Genomic DNA, 18,947 nt, shown 5'->3' on the forward strand with positions numbered 1-18,947 from the left:
ATCGCTGAACTTGTGCGCATCGCTGAGGTTGTGCGCGGGCGCGGCCACGGCGGCGGTGAAGCTAGGTCGGTGATGTGCGCTGGGTCAGTCGGGTTGGTGGCATCCGGGCTGAGGTTGTGCACATCGCTGAACTTGTGCGCATCGCTGAGGTTGTGCGCGGGCGCGGCCACGGCGGCGGTGAAGCTAGGTCGGTGATGTGCGCTGGGTCAGTCGGGTTGGTGGCATCCGGGCTGAGGTTGCGCACATTGCTGAGGTTGTGCTCATCGCTGAGGTTCTGCGCGGGCGCGGCGACGGTGACGCTAGGTCGGTGATGTGCGCTTGGTCAGTGGGATTGGTGGCATCCGGGCTGAGGTTGTGCACATCGCTGAGGTTGTGCGCATCGCTGAACTTGTGCGCATCGCTGAGGTTGTGCGCGGGTGCGGCGGCGGTGGCGTGGGGTCGGTGATGTGCGCTGGGTCAGTGGGGACGGTGGCATCCGGGCCGGGCGTCAGGGCAGTGGCGTGTTGCGGCCGTCGAGGCGCGAGGTGTCGACGGTGTCGCGTGCTCCGCGGACCAGTGCCCACACGAAGCCGAGCCCCCACGACACGTGCATCGAGGGGAGCACCGCGGCCGTCCAGGCCTTGTCTCTCCACCCGCGTCCGCCGCCGCGGCCGAGGGCGCCGATGGCGATCAGCGCGGCGTACGCGGCGACCGGCAGGTGCAGGAGCGAGGCGAGGCCCCCGCGGCGACGGGCCGCCTGGGCCACGGCCGTCCCCGCCGACACGGCGATCGCGGCGAGCAGAGCGGGCGGTGCGAAGTACCGCAGCGAGTTGCCGCGGCCGTAGCGGCGCACGAGTTCTCCGCGCCAGGCGCCCGTGGCGCGGAACTGCCGCACCAGCCGCGACCAGCTCTCGCGGGGCCAGTAGACGACCGACAGGCGCGGGTCGAACCACACGCGGTAGCCCGCGCGTCGAATGCGGAGGTTGAGTTCCCAGTCCTCGCCGCGGCGGATGCTCTCGTCGAACAGGCCCACCTCATCGAGCACCGACCGGCGCATGACCCCGAGGTAGGCCGACTCGGCCGGGCCCTCGACCGACCCGCCGTGGTACGCCCCGCCGCCCAGCCCCACGCGCGAGTTGTAGGCGCGCGCGACCGCGCGCTGGAAGGGAGAACGGCCGTCGGCGCTCATCACCCCGCCCACGTTCGCGGCCCGAACCCGCCGCAGGGTCGCCAGCGCGGCGCGGGTGTATCCGGGCGCGAGCTCGGAGTGCGCGTCGACCCGCACGATCGTCGGGTACCGGCTCGCGCGGATGGCGCGGTTCAACCCCACCGGGATGTCGGCGGCGGGGTTGTCGACGAGGACGATGCGCTCGTCGGCATCCGCCAGCTCGCGGGCGATCGCGTCGGTGGCATCCGTCGAGGGCCCCAGGGCCAGGACGAGCTCGACCGGCCCGGGCACGTCTTGGGAGAGAGTGGATGCCACGGCACGGCGCAGATAGCGCTGCTCGTTCAGTACGGGCATGACGAAGCTCACGCCGGCATCGTCGGGGGGAACGGGCGCGTCTCTTCCGCCGGGGGTCGGGAGGGGCATCCGTCGATCCTGTCACGCGAGGCTGGCCGGTACCCTGGAACGATGCCCCTCACCCGCGATGTGCAGCTCGCCGTGGGGCTGTTGCGAAAAGCTCTGGCCACCCGCACCGCCCGCCGCGACCTGCGCCGGGCCCTCGAGGCGCGGGGGCCGCTGCCCACCGGGCGCTTCCGCATCGCGGTGTACTTCGCCGACGGCGCGGTGAACATGTACCAGATGCGGCAGTGGTACGCCCCGCTGCAGGAACTGTCGAAGACCTGGCCCGTCGTGGTGATCAGCCGCGCGATCCGCGGAGCCGACGCCCTGCTGAAAGACGGCGCGCTGCCGGTGGCCTACGCCCCCAGCGTCACCGACGTCGAGCAGGTGCTCGCCGAGCAGGACGTCCGGGTGGTGCTGTACGTCAACCAGAACACGCGCAACTTCCAGATGTTCCGCTACGGTCATCGCTGGCACGTGTTCATCAACCACGGTGAGTCCGACAAGATGTACATGTCGACCAACCAGTTCAAGGCGTACGACTACGCCTTCGTCGCCGGTGACGCCGCCCGCGCCCGCCTCTCGCGCGTGCTGTGGGACTACGACCTCGACGCCCGCACCTTCGCCATCGGGCGTCCCCAGGCCGACCACTACTCGGGCAGCCTGCCGTACACGCCCGACGAGCGAACCGTCGTGCTCTACGCCCCCACCTGGGAGGGCGACCGGCCCTCGGCCCACTACGGCTCCATCGCGACGCACGGCGAGACGCTGGTGAAGGCCCTGCTGGCCACCGGGCGCCACCGCGTCATCTACCGGCCGCACCCGCGTTCGGGAGTCGTGGATGCCGCCTACGGCGCGGCGAACGCGCGGATCGTCGCGGCGCTCGCCGCGGCCAACGCCGCCGACCCCACCGCCCACCACGTGCACGACACCGGCCCCGAGCTGGGGTGGCAGCTCGCCGCGGCGGACCTGGCGATCGTCGACATCTCGGCGATGGTCTACGACCGACTCGCGGTGGGCAAGCCGCTCATGATCACGCGGCCGGTCGACCCCGAGGCCCTCGTCGACGACAGCGGCTACCTGTCGGCCTGCGAATGGCTGGATGCCACGGCATCCGCATCGATCGTGGCCGAGGCCGATCGCGTGCTCGGCGACCCCGACGCGGTCGGGCGTCTGGAGCACTGGGTGACGCACTACTTCGGCGATACGACGCCGGGCGCCGCGACCGCGCGCTTCGAGGCGGCCGTGGCCGAGCTGATGCAGCGCTGGCAGCGGTGGCACGACCGCCCCGCCGCGAAGGACGACGTCGAGGTCGAGGAAGCGGGCTGAGGCGCCGGCTGCCGCGGGCGGGCGCTCGGGGCGGTCCGCGGTGGTGTCGATGAGGCGCGGGCGGCCGCGGCGCACCGCGCGCACCACGGCCCTTCGCCGCCCGTCACCCGCGCGGGGCCGGTCGGCCCGTCGTGTCAGTCCAGCGGCGCGAGCCGACCGATGGCGGCGAGCGGGATGCCGACCCAGTCCGGGCGGTTGCGCGTCTCGTAGATCGCCTCGTACACCGCCTTGTCGAGCTCGAACGCCGCCAGCAGCGGGTCGTCGCCGAAGCCCTCACGTCCCGCGGTCTCGGCGTAGCCCGCGAGGAACGCCTGCTGCGCGGCGATGACCCACGCGCGCACGGCGGCGCCGTCGTCGTCGGCCACGGCGCCCGACACGTAGTCGAACGAGCGCAGCATCCCGGCGACGTCGCGCACGGCGACGTCGGGCTGCAGACGCTCGGCGATCGGGCGCAGCGGCTCACCCTCGAAGTCCAGCAGCACCCAGCCGTTGGCGGCGGTGTCGAGCACCTGCCCGAGGTGCAGGTCGCCGTGCACGCGTTGCAGCGCCGGCCAGGGTGCCACGGTTGCGGCGGCGTAGACGGCGCGGATGCGATCGGCGTAGGGCAGCAGAGCGGGAACCTCGGTCACCGCGATCGACAACCGGCGTTCCCACGCGCCCACCACGGCGGCACGGTCGGCCTCGTCGGGCTCGCGGGTCGGGAATTGCCGGGCGAGGGCCACGTGCATCCCGGCGACGCTCGCGCCGAGCGCGTGCGCACGGGCGGCGAAGTCGTCGGCGGAAGCGGCGGCATCGAGCGCGACGCGCCACGCGTCTTCGACGCCCTCGAAGAACTCCTGCGCGAAGGCGAGCGATCCGCTCACGGGCACGCCCTCGGGCGTGACCCACGAGCCGCGCACCTCGCCGATCGCGGCGGGCACGAAGGCGGCGCCTCCCGCGGCCAGCGCGGACTGCAACTCGACATCGGGGTTGATGCCGGGATTGACCTGGCGGAACAGCTTGCAGATGACGGGGATGCCGTCGTCTTCGGGCCGGAAGATCAGCGAGGTGTTGGACTGCTCGCCGCTCAGCACCCGTGCCGTGGCGCGCTGTGCGGGCGCGCGGCCGTCGGGGGAGGTCAGGGCGATGCCGAGGAAGCCGTCGTCGGCGCGACCGACCTCGCCGCCCTCGGTGACCCACGTGTACAGCTGGTCGGTGAAGGCGGCATCGGTGGTGGCATCCGCCCACACCAGGCCCTCGGAGGCGGGGCCGATCAGGCTGCCCGGCGGAACCGCGCCCTCGGGGCGCACCGCCACCGGCACCTGGTACACGATCGCGGGGTGCACGGCCTCGTCGCGTACGAGCAGCAGGCGCGCGTCGGCGGCGTCGAGGGGCCAGTCCGCGATGACGGTGAGGTGCGGATCGCGGCCCTTCGTGCCGTACCAGCGCTGACGCGGCATCCAGACGGCGAGGGAATCGAGGAGGTCGCCCATGTGGTGAGGCTAACGCGCCCGGCCGAGCGACGCGCGGGACTTGCGCCCGGGCGGTGTCGATGACATGGGAGACACGCGCCCGGTCGGGTCAGTTTCCTCGGAGGGGGCCGCCGTCGGCCGCGTCGGCACCCGCCTCGCCCTGCGCGGCGTCGCCGGTGCGGCGCCGCGGGAGCGCTTTGCGGGCGACCGAGCCGGTGCGGCGGCCGGCGGCGCCCACGGCGGCCGCGAACGAGTCGCCCGCCCGGCGGACCCCGCTGACGGCGGAGCGCTCGAGGCGCTCGGCACCGGGACGCGGTTCCAGGTCGACGGGCAGCTGCAGCGGGGGAGCGCCGAACGCGCGGCGGGCGTTGACGAGCACGCGTCGACCGAGGATGTTGTTGCCCGCCCCGCCCACGACGGCTCCGACGCCGAACGGCAGCGCCTTGCCGACCCACGACGCTCCGCCCCGCGTGGCGAACTGCCGCACGAAGGTGGTCTTGAGCCGGTCGACGAGCGGGCCCACCGCGGCACGCGGAAGCGTCTTGGTGACGAGCTCTCCCCAATGGCTCGAACGGCTGCCACCTCGTCCGGCGGCCTGCTGCGCGAGCTGGGAGACGAGGTCGACGCCTTCTTTGCCGAGCATGAGGGCGAGCACGAGGGCCCGCCCGCGGTCGGGGTCGTCGACCGCGACGCCGTGCACCTCCGCCACCGACTGGGCGTACAGCGCGGTCGCCTCGAGGAAGCCCATCGTCTCGACGCCGCTCAGGGCGAGGGTCACGCTCGTGCCGATGCCCGGGACCACGGCGGTCGCGCCGACGGCGGCGCCCCCCGTGGTGACGGCGGCGAGGTAGCGGCGCTCGAGGATCCTCAGGATCTCGTCGACCGTGGCGTCCGGATGCCGGAGGCGGATGCTGCGCAGGTGAGCGAGCACGACGGGCCGCTGCACCGACAGCACGCGGTCGAGCATGCGGATCGTGCGCGGATGTTCCTCCGACCCCACCGGCGGCAGACCGCCCGTCCAGGGCGCGTCGTGGGGGAGGGAGTGGATGCGGTGCACCTTCTCGGCCATGGACTCATCCTCTCCCGCTCGGCTGGGGGATCGGGGTGAGGTGACGGCGGGCGTCGGACGCGCGACGGGCGTACGGATGCCGCGGGCGCGGTTCAGACGAAGAGGTTCGCCCGCTCGAGGTCTTCGGCGAAGTCGACCTCCACCGCGTACAGATCGGAGATGTCGAGCGGTTCGACGCGCATGCCGTCTTCGGCGATCGCGAGTTCGATGCCGCGCTCGAAGTAGTCCTGGTCATCGACGCGCTGCAGGTGGCGCTGCAGCGTCTTCTTGTCGCGCGACGAGATGTAGTTGATGCCCACCGCCTCGCCGATGCCGCCCACGACGACCTTCGACAGCTCGGCGATGAAGCCCTCGGCATCCACCGTGTACTTGACCTCTTCGTCGCTGACGCTCGCGGTGTCGACGGTGACGAAGGAGCGATCGCCCTCGACGAGCTCGACGGCACGGCCGAGCACGCGCGGGTCGAACACGACGTCGCCGTTCATCCACAGCACTCCGCCGCGGCCGGATGCGGCGAGGGCACGCAGCAGGCTCTTGGAGGTGTTGGTCTGGTCGTACCGGTCGTTGTAAACGTAGTCGACGCGCGGGAAGGCGTCGACGATGGTCTCGGCACGGTAGCCGACGACGGTGGTGATGCGCGCGTCGCGCCCGAAGGCGGCGCGGATGTTGTCGTGCTGCTGCTGCATGATGCTGCGGCCGTCGGCCAGTGCGGTCAGCGGTTTCGGCAGGCTGCGACCGAGGCGCGAGCCCATGCCCGCGGCGAGGATCACGATCTGAACTGTCAAGGCTGGCTCCTGGGGGGATGAGTCGTCATGTCCGGTTCACCGGAATGTCACGCCTTCGTGTTCGATCAACTGTAGCCAGGAGCACCTGCGAGGTGGCATGATTCGCCCCGGTCGTTGTGGGATCGTGATGCCGTCGGATCCGTGCGCCGCGCGGCCGACGGCGGGGCGGTGTCGGAGGTCGTTGATAGTTTGGTGCGATGACAGCCTCGCTGCCGGAACCCCCCGAACCGTCCTCGACTTCCGCTGAGGGCGGCGCAGAGAGCGTCGAACCGTCGCCGGCGGCGAAGCCGCGCACCCCGCGGGCGCCCCGCTCGTCCGCGCCGCGCAGCGGTACCCCCCGCGCCCCCCGTCGCGCCGCGGGTGCGGGAGCGGATGCCGACGGCTCCGCCGACGCCACGCCGACGGCCCCGAAGCCGCGCGCGCCCCGCGCTCCTCGCGCCGGCAGCGCCGCGGGATCGAAGACCACTGCGCCGCGGACCGTCGCGGCGAAGAAGACGACCTCGGCCGGTGCGGAGCCGGCGAACGACGCGTCGGCCTCGGGGGCCACCGCCGCCACCCCGGCGACCAAGGCCTCGACGGCGAGAGCGACCACGGCGAAGACCACGGCGGCGGGCACCGCGAAGGCGTCGACGGGCGCGGCCGCGTCGGCCGCCGCGAAGCCGGCGGCGAAGCGCCCCGCGGCGAAGAAGCCCGCGACACCGCGTGCGAGCACCGGGCGCACGACCACGCCTCGAACGACCACTCCCCGCACGACCGCCGCTCGCGCGGCGGCGAACGACGCGGCCGTGGCTTCGGCTGCGGCCGTTGCCGCGGAGGAGGCGACCACCGTCGCTCCGGCGACCGCGACTCCCGACGGCATCATCGTGCCGCCGCGGCCGCCGTTGCCCGTCGCGACTGCGGATGCCGAGCCCCGCGGTGACGACGCGCCCGTCGTCGCCGACGAGCCCGCCGCCGTGCCCGCGGCCGACGCCGGGTCCACCACACCCGAGGACGACGTACCCCTCGACGTCGATCCCGCCGCCGCAGCCGATCCACTCGTCGATGCGACGCCCGCCGACCCGACCCCGGCCGATGTCGCGGTCGAGGAGCCGGTGGTCGAGGAGCCCGTCGCGAATGCGCCGACTGCTGAGGCGCCCGCCGCGGACCCGGCCCCGGCCGACGTCGCGGTCGAGGAGCCGGGGGTCGAGGAGCCGGTGGTCGAGCAGTCCGCCGCTGCCGAGGCGCCCGCCGCGGACCCGGCCCCGGCCGACGTCGCGGTCGAGGAGCCGGTGGTCCAGGCGCCCGCCGCGGACCCGGCCGACGCCCCGGCGTCGGTTTCCCGCGTCGTCGACGCCGACGAATCGACCGCCGCCCCCCTCGACACCGCGTCGGTCGCGGCGCTCGAGACCGAGACGCCGCTCGACACGACGGCGACCGACACCGGCGACCCTGCACCCGAGCCCGAGCCCGAGCCCGAGCCCGAGCCCGGACCCGCCCTCGACGAGCCCTCAGCCGCCGTCGAAGACGAGGACCCCACTCCGCCCGACGTGCGTGTCGACGAGACCGACGCGGACGCCTCGGTCGTCGTGGACGACAGTCCGCTCGCGCAGAGCGATGCCGAGCGCGTCGACTTCGAGGACACGGCATCCACCGACACCGACAGCGCCGCTTCGCCGGCCGCGGGGCCCGCTCTCGTCGCGGATGCCCAACCGCACGCGGAACCGGACGCGGCCGCGGATGCCGAGCCCGCCCCCGCGCCCGCCGCGCTGACCGCGGCACACGCCGACACGCGCGCGGACGACGCCGCAGAGCCCACCGCCGAAATCAGCGCCGAAGCCAGCGCCGAGCCCGCCGTGCCCGCCCTCAGCCTGCGCAACGTCACCAAGACGTTCGGCGAGCTGCGCGCGGTCGACGCGATCGACCTCACCGTTCCGGCCGGCTCCTTCTACGGTCTGGTCGGCCCCAACGGCGCCGGGAAGACCACGACGCTGTCGATCATCGCGGGCCTTCTGCGCGCCGACAGCGGAACCGTCAGCATCAACGGCGTCGACGCGACCAAGAGGTCGCGGGAGGCCAAGAAGCTCCTCGGCGTCCTGCCCGACCGTCTGCGCACCTTCGACCGCCTGACCGGGCGCCAGCTGCTGTCGTACTACGGCGCGCTGCGCGGACTCCCCGCGCCCCTCGTCGAGAGCCGCACGGCCGACCTCGCCCGCGCCTTCGATCTCGTCGACGCGCTCGCCCGGCCCGTGTCCGACTACTCGGCGGGCATGACCAAGAAGGTCATGCTCGCGGGCGCCATGATCCACTCCCCGCGACTGCTGGTGCTCGACGAGCCCTTCGAGGCCGTCGACCCCGTCTCCAGCGGCGTCATCCTCGACATCCTCGGGTCGTACGTCAACCACGGCGGAACGGTGATCCTCTCCAGCCACGGTATGGAGCTCGTCGAGCGCGTGTGCTCGCGGGTCGCGGTGATCGTGTCGGGCCAGGTGCTGGCCGAGGGCACGGTCGACGAGGTGCGCGGCGAGTCGACGCTGGAGCAGCGGTTCCTCGAACTGGCCGGTGGGCTGGGCGACGTGGAGGGCCTCGAGTGGTTGCACACGTTCTCCGCCTGAGACTCGCGATGATGCTGGGCGCCCTCCGGGGCGACCGGCGCGAGGTCGTGCGCCGAGTGATCGGCGTGGTGCTGCTGGTGATCGCGGCGGTGGTGGCCTCCGTCAGCGCCACGGGTCTCGCCGACGCCGACCGCCTGACCACTGCCGTGGTCACGATGCTCGCGGGCTCCGCGGTCACCCTCGGCTTCGCCGTGGGCCCGCCCGTGACGGCGTCGGTCGACCCGCTCGATCCGCGGCGCTTCGCCGTCGTCGGGCCCGAGCCGCGGCCGCTCGCCGGGGCCCTGCTGCTCGCCGGGTTCCTCAGCGTGCCGGTCCTCGTCGTGCTCGTACTCGCCGTCAGCCTGGCCGTCGCCTGGGGCGCGCACGGCGCCTCCGCGCTGGCGAGCGTGGTCTCGGTCGTCCTGGCCTCGGCCACGTGCGTGCTGTTCGCTCGGGTGAGCATGGCCCTCGGCGCGCTCGTTCAGCGCACGCGCCAGTCGCGAGAGCTCCTGGGCGTGTACTTCGTCGCCGTGCTCGTCGCCGTGGTCCCGGTGGCGGTGTTCCTCGGGTCGCTCGAGTGGCGCGGGGCCGTGCCGTCGCAGCTGGCGTCCGCCGCCGAGATCCTCGCGTGGACGCCGATCGGTGCCGCCTGGGGCATCGCCGTGGCCCCGAGCGTGGGCGCCGCGATCGGCAGCCTCGTCGTGGCGCTGGCCACGATCGCCGGCCTCACCGTCGCGTGGTACGCGCTCGTCGACACGCTCCTGACCACCACTCGGCGGCCCGTCGCGGCTCGCGAGCGCGGCGGTCTCGGCTGGTTCGCGATCTTCCCCGGAACGCCCGGGGGAGCGGTCGCGGCCCGCAGCCTGTCGTACTGGCTGCGCGACCGCCGCTACATCGTGAACGTGGTGGTCGTGCCGATCGCGGCCGTGGTGTCGACGGTGCCGCTGCTCGTGGCCGGTGTGCCGTTCGAACTCGCGGTCCTGCTGCCCGTGCCGATCATGGCGCTGTTCTTCGGCTGGCTGCCGCACAACGACCTCGCCTACGACTCCACCGCCCTCTGGATGCACATCGCCAGCGGAATGCGCGGTGCCCCCGACCGCATCGGCCGTCTCGTGCCGGTGCTGCTCATCGGCATCCCGGTGCTGGCGATCTCGCTGCCGCTCGCGATCGTCGCCCACGGTCGGTGGGCGATCCTGCCGGCGATGGTGGGCGTGTGCGCCGCGCTGTTCCTGGCCGGTCTCGGGTTGTCGAGCGTGTCGTCGGTGCTCGCGCCGTACGCCGTGTCGCGGCCCGGCGACAGCCCTTTCCAACAGCCCCAGCGCACGGGCTCCGGCGGCGTCATGGCTCAGGGGCTGGTGATGGCCGGCGCGCTGCTCGCGGCGCTCCCGGCGATCTGGCTCACGTGGGGCGCGATCGACGGCGACGCCATCGACGCGGTGCTCGCCCTTTCGGTGGGCGTGGGCGCGGGAGTCATCGTCCTGGTCGTCGGCGTGGCGATCGGTGCGGCCCTGTTCGAGCGCCGGGCGACACAGCTCATGGAGTTCGCCGAGGCGACCTGACGCGAACGCGATCGACCCCTCGGTGCGCTCCGCGGCTACACTGGCTGACCATGAGCACGCCTCTCGACAGACCGGACAGTGGGGGCCTCGCGACCCTCGATCGCGAGCTCGAAGAGCTCATCCGCGAAGAGAGCATCGAGCCCGGCGACCATGAGCGCTTCTCGCACTACGTCAAGAAAGACAAGATCCTCGAGTCGGCAATCACCGGCAAGCCGGTGCGCGCGCTGTGCGGCAAGAAGTGGACCCCGGGCCGCGACCCCGAGAAGTTCCCCGTCTGCCCGCAGTGCAAAGAGATCTACGAGTCGCTGATCAACTGACCCCGCGCGCTCGGACCCCGCGCCGTCCGCACGTGAGAGGTCGTTCTCCGTCGCCGACGAGCGGGCTCGGCGACGACTCCTGACCCCTCACGCCAGCGACGTGGGTCCCGGTCACCCGCGATACTCCGTGGGGAGCGCCGGGTCGGCCTTGCTGAGCGCGAGCGCTCGCACCGGAAGCTCTTCCCGCACGCGGGCGTGGTGCGCCCGCGCGGCCTGCACGCCCGCGGCCCCCAAGGCGCCGGCATCCGCTTCGCCGTCTCGCATGAGCGTCGTCTGCAGGGCGCGTGCGTCGGGGTGCTCGGCGGGGGTCGACAGCTGCTCGAAGCCGTCGCTCACCACGATCAGCTCCGAGGTCGCGGTGCCCGCGTCGAGCGTGCGGAACGCCGCCTTGCGACCGCCGTGCGACGCCTTCTGCGCCGAGGCCTTGGCCACACCCACCCACGAGCCGTCCGCGGCCTCGCGCGCGACGAGCTTGAACACCAGACCCGCGGTCGGAACGCCCGAGCCGGTGGCGACCGAGGTGCCCACGCCGTAGGAGTCGACGGGGGAGGCGGCGAGGGCGGCGAGGGCGTACTCGTCGAGGTCGCTCGTGACGGTGATGCGCGTGCCGGTGGCGCCGAGTTCGTCGAGCAGGGCGCGCACCTCCCCGGCGACGATCGGCAGGTCGCCCGAGTCGATCCGCACACCGCCCAGACCGGTCCCCGCCACGCGCACGGCGGTGCGCACGCCCTCGGGGATGTCGTACGTGTCGATCAGCAGCGTCGTGCCGCTGCCCAGCGCGTCGACCTGCGACCGGAACGCGTCTTCTTCGCTGTCGTGCAGCAGCGTCCAGGCGTGCGCGGCCGTTCCCATGGTGGGCACGCCCCAGCGCCGTCCGGCCTCGAGGTTGCTCGTGGCCGAGAAGCCGGAGATGTAGGCCGCGCGGGCTGCGGCGACGGCGGCCTGCTCGCTCGCGCGGCGCGAGCCCATCTCGGCCAGCGGACGATCGCCGGCGGCCACGCTCATACGGGCGGCGGCGGTGGCCACGGCGGAGTCGTAGTTCAGGATGCTGAGCGCCAACGTCTCGAGCAGCACCGCCTCGGCGAACGTGCCCTCGATGGTCAGCAGCGGCGAGCCCGGGAAGTACACCTCGCCCTCGCGGTATCCCGTCACCGAGCCCGTGAAGCGGTAGTCGGCGAGGAAGTCGAGGGTGGTGGCATCCACGATCCGCTCGTCGCGGAGGAACCGCAGCTCGTCGTCGCCGAAGCGGAAGTCGCCGATCGCCTCGAGCAGACGTCCCGTGCCGGCGACGACGCCGAAGCGGCGCCCGCCCGACAGGCGGCGACCGAACACCTCGAACACGCATCGGCGTTGCGCGGTGCCGTCGCGCAGGGCCGCGTCGAGCATCGTGAGTTCGTATCGGTCGGTGTGCAGGGCGGTGCTGCGGGTCATCGCGCCAGCCTATTGCGGCACCGGGCGCGGGCCCGAGCGTCGCGGACCCGCTTGACACCCACTCCCGCCGCACAACTCCCGCAATGCTCGGCCCCCAGTCCGCAGACTTCCGCCGCACGGGGGGATCGCAGGAGGTGTGCGGCTCCGCGGCCCGATCCCGCCCGCCCGGTAGGCTGGACCCCTATGGACGACGCGCCGATCGGGATCTTCGACTCGGGAGTCGGCGGTCTCACCGTCGCCCGGGCCGTGTCGGCGCAGCTGCCGCGCGAGTCGATCCTGTACATCGGCGACACCGCCCGCTCTCCCTACGGCCCCAAGCCCATCGCCGACGTGCGCAGGTACGCGCTCGAGGTGCTCGACACCCTCGTCGAGCAGGGCGTGAAGATGCTGGTGATCGCGTGCAACACGGCATCGGCGGCGATGCTGCGCGACGCGCGCGAGCGGTACGACGTGCCCGTCGTCGAGGTGATCGGCCCGGCCGTGCGTACGGCGATGTCGACGACGCGCAACGGCCGCATCGGCGTGATCGGCACGACCGGCACGATCGGCTCCCGCGCTTACCAGGACATGCTCGAGGTCAATGAGCGCCTCACGGTGTTCGCCGAGGCATGCCCCCGCTTCGTCGAGTTCGTCGAGGCCGGGGTCACCGACTCGCCCGAGGTGCTCGCCACCGCCGAGCAATACCTCGCGCCGCTGCGGCACGCGGGGGTCGACACCCTCGTGCTCGGCTGCACGCACTACCCGTTCCTCGAGGGCGCGATCAGTTACGTGATGGGCCCCGACGTGAGCCTCGTCTCGAGCGACAGCGAGACGGCGAAAGACGTGTTCCGCCAGCTCGTCTCCCGCGACCTGCTGGCGAGCCCGGATGCCACCCCGAGCCACCGCTACGAGGCCACCGGCTCGTCGGCCGACGATTTCCTGCGCTTGGCGCACCGCCTCATGGGCCGCGAGGTGCGCGAGGTGCAGCTCGTGCAGACCGGCGCCATCGACCTGCCGCGCTGAGGCGCGGCATCCGTTCCGTTCCCAGGAGGACACATGACCCGCAAAGACGGCCGCACCACCGATCAGCTCCGCCCCGTGACCATCGAGCGCGGCTGGTCGGCGCATGCCGAGGGCTCCGCCCTCATCACCTTCGGCGGCACCAAGGTGCTGTGCACCGCGTCGTTCACCAACGGCGTGCCGCGCTGGCTGACGGGCAAGGGCAAAGGCTGGGTCACCGCCGAGTACGCGATGCTGCCGCGCGCGACGAACAGCCGCAACGACCGCGAGAGCATCAAGGGCAAGGTCGGCGGTCGCACGCACGAGATCTCGCGCCTGATCGGCCGGGCCCTGCGCGCCGTCGTCGACACGAAGGCGCTGGGTGAGAACACGATCGTCATCGACTGCGACGTGCTGCAGGCCGACGGAGGAACCCGCACCGCGGCCATCACGGGCGCGTACGTGGCCCTCGCGGATGCCATCGCCTGGGGCCGCGAGAAGAAGTTCATCGGCCAGCGGGCCGAGGTGCTGCGCGACTCGGTGGCGGCGGTGTCGGTGGGCATCATCGACGGCGAGCCGATGCTCGACCTCGCCTACGTCGAGGACGTGCGCGCCGAGACCGACATGAACGTCGTCGTCACCGGACGCGGCCTGTTCGTCGAGGTGCAGGGCACCGCCGAGGGCGCCCCGTTCGACAAGGCCGAGCTCGACCGTCTGCTCGAACTGGGCGTCGACGGCTGCGCCGAGCTGCGCGGCATCCAGACCGCCGCCCTCGAGGGCTGACATGCCGCGCATCGTGCTGGCCACGCACAATCCGCACAAGGTCGAGGAGTTCCAGGCGATCGTCGCCGCGGTGCGTCCCGACCTCGAGGTCGTGGCGTACGACGGCCCCGAGCCGGTCGAAGACGGGGTGACGTTCGCGGCCAATGCGCTCATCAAGGCGCGCGCGGCCGCGGCCCACACGGGTCTGCCGGCTCTGGCCGACGACTCCGGGGTGGCCGTCGACGTGCTCGGCGGCTCGCCCGGGGTGTTCTCGGCGTACTGGGCGGGGCACAGGAAAGACGCCACGGCCAACCTCGAGCTGCTGCTCGATCAGCTGTCCGACGTGGCCGATCCGCACCGCACGGCGCAGTTCGTGTCGGTGATCGCACTGGTGCGTCCCGACGGCGGCGAAGACACCGTCGAGGGACGCTGGCCCGGCCGCCTGGCGACCCAGCCGGCGGGGCCGGGCGGGTTCGGGTACGACCCGATCTTCATCCCCGACGGCCAGAGCGTCGACGACGAGCGCACGGTCGGGCAGTGGAGCGCTGCCGAGAAGAACGCCGCCTCGCACCGGGCGAGGGCCTTCGGTCACCTCGCGCCCCTTCTCGCATCACTCTGAGCGTGTAGACCCGTGGGGTGAGCGCCGTGCCGTCGATATCGATCGTCATCCCCGCCTTCAACGAGCAGGCCGTCATCGGCCGTTGTCTCGACGCGGTGGCGCGGCAGACGCTCGCCCCGCACGAGGTGCTCGTGGTCGACAACCGTTCCACCGATGACACTTGCGGGGTCGTCGAGCGCGCGTCGGCGCGGCACCCGCACCTCGGCATCCGCCTTCTGCACCAGGACGAGCGTCAGGGCCTGGTCCCCACCCGCAACCTCGGCATGGATGCCGCGACGGGTGACGTGCTGGGACGCATCGACGCCGACACGGTCGTCAAACCCGACTGGGTGCGGCGGGTGACCGCGGTGTTCGCGTCGGGGGAGGTGGATGCCGCCTCGGGGCCCGTCGAGTACTACGACCTCCCGTTGCGCAGCGTCGGTCAGCAGATCGACGACCGCCTGCGCCGGCTGCAGGTGCGCCTCGCCGGCGACTTCGTGTTCCTGTTCGGCAGCAACATGGCGGTACGCCGTTCGGCGTGGCTGGACGTGCGGGAGTTCCTCTGCGACGACGTGGCCGACGTGATGCACGAGGACCTCGACATCGCGATCCACCTCGCCCTCGGCGGTCATCGCATCGGCTACCGCTCCGACATGGTGGCGGGCATGTCCGCGCGGCGGCTCGACGACGCACCCCGCGACTTCCGGCGCTACATCGACCGCTTCGAGAACACCTACAGCGCGCATGGCATCCGCGATCTGCGGCTGCGGGCGCCGATGGCGGTGTTCCTGGGCGTGTACCCCGCTCTGCACGCGCATCGCCGCATCCAGGCGCAGCTGAACGCGCTGGGCTGGTGAGGGCGGTTCTCATTCCCGACTGCCGCGGAACCACGCGGCACGGCGCCGGCCCGGCCTAGCCTGGGAGGATGCACGATCACGCGCCCGCCGGTAGCATCCGGGATGCCGGCAACCGGCGCCTGCTGGCGACCGCGCTCGCGCTGACGGTCACCGTGATGCTCGTGCAGATCGTGGGCGCGGTGCTGTCGGGCTCGCTCGCGCTGCTCGCCGACGCGGCGCACATGTTCACCGATGCGGCGGCGCTCGTCGTCGCGCTCATCGCGACCGCGATCGCCGCGCGGCCCGCCGATGACCGGCGCACGTTCGGCTACCAGCGCGCCGAGGTGCTCGGGGCGCTGGCGAACGGCGTCATCCTGCTCGTGCTGTGCGCGTGGGTGGGGGTCGAGGCGGTTCAGCGGCTGCTCGCGCCCTCCGAGGCCGAGGTGCAGGGCGGCCTGATGCTCGTCGTCGCGGTGGCGGGCCTGATCGCGAACGCGGTGTCGATGTGGCTGCTGAGCCGGGCGCAGAAGCGCAGCATCAACGTGCGCGGGGCCTACCTCGAGGTGCTCGGTGATCTCGTCGGCTCGGTCGCCGTGATCGTGGCGGCGATCGTCATCGTCACGACCGGCTTCGCGCAGGCCGATGCCCTCGCCTCGCTGCTCATCGCGGTGCTCATCGTGCCGCGTGCGATCGGGCTGCTCCGTGAGGTCGTGGTCGTGCTGACGGAGTCGGCGCCGGTCGGTGTGCACGTCGCCGAGATCCGTGAGCACCTGCGTGAGGCCGACGGCGTCGTCGACGTGCACGACGTCCACGTGTGGCAGCTCACGCGCGGGGCACCGGTGTTCAGCGCCCACGTCATCGTCGACGACGCGGCGCTGTCCGACGGGCGTGCCGCCGCGATCCTGGCATCCCTGCAGTCGTGCCTCGCCCAGCACTTCGACGTGGAGCACTCGACGTTCCAGCTCGAACCCGCGGGCCACGTCGAGCACGACTCGCGCCACGCGTGAGCCCGTCCGGGGCCGGTGGCGGGGGCGGATTCACCCTTCCCGCACGACCTCGTCGGGGTTCTTGTCGGGCCGCAGCCCCCGCCACCGCGCCTGCCGCAGGATGCCGCCGGGGGTGAACTCCGCGAACTCCACCTCCGCCACGAGCTCGGGCCGCACCCACAGCGCGTCGCGCGCATCCGCCGACGGCACGCCGACGAACGGGTCGGCGTCCGTGCGCAGCGGTGCGAGCAGCTCGGTGAGGCGCGCGAGGGTCTTCTCGCCGAAACCCGAGCCGACGCGCCCCGCGTACCGGAGTCCGTCGGCCGAGGGCACGCCGACCAGCAGCGACCCGATCGTGCCCGAGCGGTTGCCCTTGCCGGGACGGATGCCGCCGACCACCACCTCCTGCGTGCGCGAGTGCTTCACTTTGAGCCACTGCTCCGACCGCGCTCCGCGCCGGTACGTCGACGACGGTTCCTTCACCACGACCCCCTCGAGCCCGAACCTGCCGCTGGTGGCGACCGCGGCATCCACGTCGTCGAAGACGGGCGGCACGACGACCGGTGCGCCCGCTCCACCCGCGCGTTCCTCGAGGATCCTCCGCCGTTCGGTGAGCGGGAGGGATGCCAGGTCGCGGCCTCCCGCCGACAGCACGTCGAACAGGTACAGCTGCACGGGGGTTCGTGACGCTTCACGATCGATCTCGCGCGGCTGAGCGAGGTTCATGCGCTTCTGCAGGAGCGGGAAGCTCGGGCGTCCCTGCTCGTCGAGGGCGACGATCTCGCCGTCGAACACGGCCGGATCGGGGCCGAGGCCCAGGTCGACGCCGGTGAGTTCGGGATACGCCGCGGTGAGGTCGTTCCCGTTTCGCGAGCGCAGCCGCAGTCTCTCGCCGTCCCAGATGCCGACCCCGCGGATGCCGTCCCACTTCATCTCCACCCACGCCGGACCCCAGCGCTCGGCCGCGGCGCGCGCGAGCCCCGCAGTCGCGGCGGTGGCGAGCATCGGCCGGAGGTCTGCGAGGGTCGGCGGCGTCGGCTCCGTGGCCGGCGGCTCGGCGGTGCTCGGCTCGGCGGACGTCGGCGCCGAGGCTCTCGGCTCGGCGGGCGTCGGTTCCGTGGTCGTCGGGTCGGCGGCGCTCGGCTGGGCGCCCGCCGGGGCCGCGGAAGCCGGAGCGGTGGATGCCGCGGTGGCCGCACGTGCGCCGTGATCCTGCGCCACGACCGGGGGCCCGTCGCCCTGCGGTGCGCCCGCGGCATCCGTCTTCATGCGGTGCAACAGCCACTGCGACTTCTCGCCCGCGCCCCGGGTGCGGATGAGGGCGAGGCGCACGCGGCCGAGGGGGCCGTCGGGGCGGCCCTCGAGGGTGGCGATCACCTCGTCGTCGCGCCACTTCTCGAGGTCGTAGGTGCCGGTGTCCCAGACGGTCATGATGCCGGCGCCGTACTCGCCGCGGGGGATCTCGCCCGCGAAGTCCAGGTAGGGCAGCGGGTGATCCTCGGTCATCACGGCGAGGCTGTTCTTCGCGGTGGTGGAGGGGACACCCTTCGGCACCGCCCAGCTGACGAGCACGCCGTCGCGCTCGAGGCGCAGATCCCAGTGCAGGCGCGTGGCGTGGTGCTCCTGAATGACGAAGCGGGGTGGCCCTTCGGGCGCGGGCTCGCCGTGCGGCGCCTCGGGAACCGGTTCGGGCGTGCGACCGGCGGTGCGTTTGGAGATGTAGGCCCGCAGCGGGCCGCCGTCACGCTCGAGGGGCGCGAGCGGATCGCCACCGCGCTCGAGCACCTCGCTGAACAGCAGGTGGCGCAGAGCGGGGTCGTCGAGCTCGTCCCAGGTGCGCGGGGCCGCCACGGTGGGCTGCGACCGCCCGCGCAGCGAGTACGGGGCGATGGTGGTCTTGGAGCCGTTGTTCTGGCTCCAGTCGATGAACACCTTGCCGTCGCGCACGGCTTTCGCCATCTGGCTGACGACGAGGTCGGGGTGGTCGGCCTCGATCGCCCGCGCGAGCTCCTTGGCCACGGCGCTGACCGCGTCGCTCGACTGACGGCCGTCGAGGTGCGCATACAGGTGGATTCCCTTGCTTCCGCTGGTGACGGGGAGGGGCTCGAGTCCGATGTCCTGCAGGATCGCCCGCGCCCACCGCGCGACCTCTGCGCACTCGGCGAGCCCCACCCCGGGTCCCGGGTCGAGGTCGAGCACGAGGCGGTCGGGGTTGCGGCGCTCGCCCGCCGCGGTGAACCGCCACTGCGGCACGTGCAGTTCCAGGCTCGCGACCTGCGCGAGGTACACCAGCGTCGGCAGGTCGTCGACGAGCGGGTAGTCCTTCGCGCCCGAGGAGTGGTCGATGGGGAACCGGCGCACCCACGACGGTGCACCGGGTTCGAGAGCCTTGGCGAAGAACGGCTGCCCCGGGTCACCGTCGGTGCCCACCCCGTCGGGCCACCGCTTGCGGGTGACCGGCCGGTCGGCGACATGGGGGAGCAGCAGCGGAGCGATGCGGGAGTAGTAGTCGATCACCTCGCCCTTGGTGGTGCCCGTCTCGGGGTACAGCACCTTGTCGAGGTTCGACAGGCGCAGGCGGCGCCCGCCGATGCGCACCGTCTGCTCCGTCATCGCCCCAGCGTAGGGCGCGGGGGAGCCCGGATGCCGAGGGGGTTGCGGCCGCCGTGTCGACATAGCGCAGGAGATTCCGGCGAGCGGATGCCGGGGGCCGGGGGTGGAGAGACCACGCGG

General features: G+C 72.8%; 15 protein-coding genes. 9 read left to right on the forward strand and 6 right to left on the reverse strand.

Annotation, left to right across the window (positions count from 1 at the left end; genetic code table 11):
- Nucleotides 1-487: 487 nt before the first annotated feature.
- Nucleotides 488-1,570 carry a glycosyltransferase family 2 protein gene (locus tag ACK4LS_RS01000; protein ID WP_409712204.1) on the reverse strand — a complete coding sequence of 361 codons (1,083 nt, stop codon included), beginning with the start codon at nt 1,568-1,570 and terminating at the stop codon, nt 488-490.
- Nucleotides 1,571-1,612: 42 nt separating this feature from the next.
- Here ACK4LS_RS01000 and ACK4LS_RS01005 point away from each other — a divergent pair, with 42 nt between their 5' ends.
- Entirely contained in the window at nt 1,613-2,872 is a 1,260-nt protein-coding gene (locus ACK4LS_RS01005; protein WP_409712206.1) for a CDP-glycerol glycerophosphotransferase family protein, read from the forward strand.
- 134 nt (nt 2,873-3,006) lie between these two features.
- On the opposite strand, the gene ACK4LS_RS01010 is transcribed toward ACK4LS_RS01005, so the two are convergent.
- From ACK4LS_RS01010 to ACK4LS_RS01020, 3 genes are all read right to left on the reverse strand, one after another.
- Nucleotides 3,007-4,344: a maltokinase N-terminal cap-like domain-containing protein gene (locus ACK4LS_RS01010; RefSeq protein ID WP_409712208.1), complete on the reverse strand. Its 1,338-nt coding sequence runs from the start codon at nt 4,342-4,344 to the stop codon at nt 3,007-3,009.
- A gap of 88 nt (nt 4,345-4,432) precedes the next feature.
- The gene (locus ACK4LS_RS01015; protein WP_409712210.1) at nt 4,433-5,392 is read right to left on the reverse strand and encodes a hypothetical protein; all 960 of its coding nucleotides are present in this window, start codon (nt 5,390-5,392) and stop codon (nt 4,433-4,435) included.
- A gap of 92 nt (nt 5,393-5,484) precedes the next feature.
- Nucleotides 5,485-6,177, reverse strand: a complete 693-nt coding sequence (locus tag ACK4LS_RS01020) for an NTP transferase domain-containing protein (protein WP_409712212.1) — start codon at nt 6,175-6,177, stop codon at nt 5,485-5,487.
- A gap of 197 nt (nt 6,178-6,374) precedes the next feature.
- Between ACK4LS_RS01020 and ACK4LS_RS01025 the strand changes: the two genes are divergently transcribed.
- From ACK4LS_RS01025 to ACK4LS_RS01035, 3 genes are read left to right on the forward strand one after another with little or no spacing between them, the layout of a single operon-like run.
- Nucleotides 6,375-8,768 (forward strand): ATP-binding cassette domain-containing protein, encoded by a 2,394-nt coding sequence (locus ACK4LS_RS01025; RefSeq protein WP_409712214.1) that lies wholly within the window; start codon nt 6,375-6,377, stop codon nt 8,766-8,768.
- 11 nt (nt 8,769-8,779) lie between these two features.
- Nucleotides 8,780-10,306 (forward strand): hypothetical protein, encoded by a 1,527-nt coding sequence (locus ACK4LS_RS01030; protein WP_409712216.1) that lies wholly within the window; start codon nt 8,780-8,782, stop codon nt 10,304-10,306.
- 50 nt (nt 10,307-10,356) lie between these two features.
- Nucleotides 10,357-10,623, forward strand: a complete 267-nt coding sequence (locus ACK4LS_RS01035; RefSeq protein ID WP_409712218.1) for a DUF3039 domain-containing protein — start codon at nt 10,357-10,359, stop codon at nt 10,621-10,623.
- Between the two features lie 111 nt (nt 10,624-10,734).
- Here ACK4LS_RS01035 and ACK4LS_RS01040 read toward each other — a convergent pair whose 3' ends face one another.
- Nucleotides 10,735-12,054 carry a nicotinate phosphoribosyltransferase gene (locus tag ACK4LS_RS01040; RefSeq protein ID WP_409712220.1) on the reverse strand — a complete coding sequence of 440 codons (1,320 nt, stop codon included), beginning with the start codon at nt 12,052-12,054 and terminating at the stop codon, nt 10,735-10,737.
- A gap of 183 nt (nt 12,055-12,237) precedes the next feature.
- On the opposite strand from ACK4LS_RS01040, the gene murI reads away from it, so the two are divergent.
- From murI to ACK4LS_RS01065, 5 genes are all read left to right on the forward strand, one after another.
- Nucleotides 12,238-13,056, forward strand: a complete 819-nt coding sequence (gene murI, locus ACK4LS_RS01045) for a glutamate racemase (RefSeq protein WP_409712222.1) — start codon at nt 12,238-12,240, stop codon at nt 13,054-13,056.
- A 33-nt stretch (nt 13,057-13,089) separates the two neighbouring features.
- Nucleotides 13,090-13,815 (forward strand): ribonuclease PH, encoded by a 726-nt coding sequence (gene rph / locus ACK4LS_RS01050; protein ID WP_409712224.1) that lies wholly within the window; start codon nt 13,090-13,092, stop codon nt 13,813-13,815.
- 1 nt (nt 13,816) lies between these two features.
- Complete coding sequence (rdgB, locus tag ACK4LS_RS01055) at nt 13,817-14,413, forward strand: RdgB/HAM1 family non-canonical purine NTP pyrophosphatase (protein WP_409712226.1); 597 nt, start codon at nt 13,817-13,819, stop codon at nt 14,411-14,413.
- 17 nt (nt 14,414-14,430) lie between these two features.
- Nucleotides 14,431-15,249: a glycosyltransferase gene (locus ACK4LS_RS01060; protein WP_409712228.1), complete on the forward strand. Its 819-nt coding sequence runs from the start codon at nt 14,431-14,433 to the stop codon at nt 15,247-15,249.
- Between the two features lie 68 nt (nt 15,250-15,317).
- Complete coding sequence (locus tag ACK4LS_RS01065) at nt 15,318-16,235, forward strand: cation diffusion facilitator family transporter (RefSeq protein WP_409712230.1); 918 nt, start codon at nt 15,318-15,320, stop codon at nt 16,233-16,235.
- 30 nt (nt 16,236-16,265) lie between these two features.
- On the opposite strand, the gene ACK4LS_RS01070 is transcribed toward ACK4LS_RS01065, so the two are convergent.
- Nucleotides 16,266-18,827 carry an ATP-dependent DNA ligase gene (locus ACK4LS_RS01070; RefSeq protein ID WP_409712232.1) on the reverse strand — a complete coding sequence of 854 codons (2,562 nt, stop codon included), beginning with the start codon at nt 18,825-18,827 and terminating at the stop codon, nt 16,266-16,268.
- Nucleotides 18,828-18,947: the final 120 nt, after the last annotated feature.

Origin of the sequence: Microbacterium sp. (assembly GCF_046295495.1) — a bacterium.
GTDB lineage: Bacteria > Actinomycetota > Actinomycetes > Actinomycetales > Microbacteriaceae > Microbacterium.